The sequence below is a fragment of the Calditrichota bacterium genome, assembly GCA_013152715.1.
Lineage (GTDB): Bacteria > Zhuqueibacterota > Zhuqueibacteria > Thermofontimicrobiales > Thermofontimicrobiaceae > 4484-87.
In genome coordinates, this window is record JAADFU010000067.1 from 3,314 (window position 1) to 5,744 (window position 2,431).

The 2,431-nt window shown below is 41.1% G+C and carries 4 protein-coding genes (1 of these 4 only partly in view); 3 read left to right on the forward strand and 1 reads right to left on the reverse strand.

Going from position 1 to position 2,431, the window contains the following annotated elements:
* Positions 1-226: 226 nt before the first annotated feature.
* The 3 genes from GXO74_05345 (at position 227) to GXO74_05355 (ending at position 1,633) form a co-directional block, all read left to right on the forward strand.
* Positions 227-343: a DUF2442 domain-containing protein gene (locus GXO74_05345; protein ID NOZ61085.1), complete on the forward strand. Its 117-nt coding sequence runs from the start codon at positions 227-229 to the stop codon at positions 341-343.
* A gap of 211 nt (positions 344-554) precedes the next feature.
* The gene (locus GXO74_05350) at positions 555-1,121 is read left to right on the forward strand and encodes a hypothetical protein (GenBank protein NOZ61086.1); all 567 of its coding nucleotides are present in this window, start codon (positions 555-557) and stop codon (positions 1,119-1,121) included.
* Positions 1,122-1,162: 41 nt separating this feature from the next.
* On the forward strand, positions 1,163-1,633 hold the full coding sequence (locus GXO74_05355; GenBank protein ID NOZ61087.1) for a hypothetical protein: 471 nt from the start codon (positions 1,163-1,165) through the stop codon (positions 1,631-1,633).
* Between the two features lie 143 nt (positions 1,634-1,776).
* Here GXO74_05355 and nifJ read toward each other — a convergent pair whose 3' ends face one another.
* Positions 1,777-2,431, reverse strand: partial view of a pyruvate:ferredoxin (flavodoxin) oxidoreductase gene (gene nifJ, locus GXO74_05360; GenBank protein NOZ61088.1) — the end only. 2,888 nt of this gene lie beyond the right edge of the window; 655 of the gene's 3,543 nt are visible here — the last part of the coding sequence; its start codon lies off the right edge, out of view — the gene reads right to left on this strand; it ends in the stop codon at positions 1,777-1,779.

The window sequence follows — 2,431 nt, forward strand, 5'->3', positions numbered from 1 at the left end:
CAGATCCAATTGTTCATAAATTGACTTTGATTTTAGAGCGGCAAAAGGAATTGGAAGAAAGGCTGAATCGCCTGGAAAAGAAAACATCGAATTCAGTCAGACAGGCAGTTTTTAATTAATTGACTAAACTTTTGCAAACGAAACCACAAGTGTCGTACACCTCAATAGTGTGCGACACTTGTAAAAAACAGTTAAATTTTTTCTAACCACGGAGGAGAAATATGAAATATCTCCTTCGGGGTATGGTTTGCATTGGTTTTTGTTGGATGAAGATTTATCAATTGATGAATTACTCGGGATAAAACATGCTCCTTCACAAAAAAAAGAGATTGTTACAACGTAGCAAATTAAAATAGATAACTTATTTAATTTATAGGTTAAACAACTATCCCTGATTGTATCTGAAACTTGCTTCTGCCAAAATCCTCCCTATTAATTCCCAGCGCCAGTTAGCAAGTACCTCAAACGCAAAAATTTCCGGGAACCCAAGCCCTTCTTTTTAAATAAAACATATTGTAATCCCGCCACAATCCCAAAAACCTTTGGAGGGCTCAATGATGAAACTATTAAAATTAACTTCCATCCTGGTATTTATTCTTCTTTTCTCACCGCTGATTTTGTCAGCCGGCGACGTCGCGAAAATTAATCACCCGGTTTCGGTAGAAGTCTCTGTTGCGATGACTCGCGACGGCATGACACCGTTGAATCAGAAATTGCTGGACAGCTTCAGGAAGGCGCTGGTTGCAAAAGGATTTGTCGTTTCTGGAGATGGCGATTTTCGCTTTTTTCTTGATGCGAAAGCGGCTGCCGGAGATAAAAATGATTTAGTGGCAGTATCAACTTTTACTCAGAATTTACTACCCCCCAAAATCGTCCAATTTTGCGCTGACCAGGAAGTCTTTTACAAATTATTCGATAATTATTCTCGAAAGAAATATCCCAAAGACGGAAAGTTTGTCCGGGAATACGTGACAACTGATTTCCTCAAACAATACGGAAGAATTATTTTCAACGATCTGTCTGTTGTTTCGCAAGAAAATCTTGATTCCGTTTGTTCGGACATTCTTGATCGATTTTTACAGAAGACCAATAATCAGTTTCATCTTCTTCCTCAAAAGTAACATTTGAAGGCCGTTCCTGCCAAATAAAAAGGGAAAATAAAATGAAATATTTCAGATTACTCTTTCTCCTGTTTTTCGTTTTGCTTTTCTCCGGCTTGTACGGACAGGAGCAAACGCAAACCGAGGCAAAAAATGATTCTCTGTCTTTTTTACCAAAAGGTACGAGAATTTTCAGCATTCATGAGAACAAAATCGTCTGTTTCCTGCCCAAAAACACGGAGATTCAGGGAATTTTATGCCGGGGAAATGCCAATAATTGGCAGACGGTATTTTACAAAAACGGAAAATTGGAATTAGCTTGGCTTGCCAGGGATCAGGAGATTCAGGGCTTCCCTTGCAAAAAGGCTACTTTTTTGACGGAAATTTTCGGCAGCAGCGCCGGTGTCCATTTCCATGAAAACGGAAAATTGAAAAAATTTAAACTAGCCAAAGACATGACCATTCAGGGACATCGCTTCAAAAAAGGGAATGTTGTCAGATTGGACACAGAAGGGAAACTGGTCCTGAAATAGAACGCGGATTCCCGCAGATTTTTCAACAATTAAATCCAAAGAATCAGCCAACCTAACAATTATTTCCTCAAATATTTCAAAAAAAACACCCCCTCGAAAAAATACATCGAGGGGGTATTCAATTTTCAACCTAAATATTAAATTTATTTCCCGGCTAACATCTTATAATGTTCATATCTTTCTTTCACGAATTTCTGGAATTCGCTCCAGTATTTATCCACATTTTCCGGGAAAGTAATTTTCAACGAATTGTATCGTTTCTCGCCTTTCAGGAATTCCACGACATCTGTTTTCGGCTCTCTGGAGTCCAGGATGAGCGGATTTTTACCTTCCTTTTTCAGCTCAGGGTTGAAACGATACAGTAACCAATAACCGGCTTCCACGGCGCGTTTTTCTTCGATTTGTGTTTCCGACATGTCGATTCCGTGAGCGATACAGGGCGCGTACGCGATAATGATCGAAGGCCCGTTGTACGCTTCCGCCTCGCGAACGGCTTTGACGAACTGGTTTTTATTAGCGCCCATGGCAACGGACGCGACATAAACATAGCCGTAGCTCATGAGCATCATGCCCAAATCTTTCTTCGGCGTCGGTTTTCCGGCTTCGGCAAATTTAGCAATGGAGCCCAGCGGCGTCGCTTTTGATGCCTGCCCGCCGGTGTTGGAGTAAACTTCAGTGTCCATCACTAAAACATTTACGTTTTTTCCGGACGCCATAACATGATCCAAACCGCCGTAGCCGATGTCATAAGCCCAGCCGTCTCCGCCGAATGACCAGACGCTTTTGTCGATGAAATAG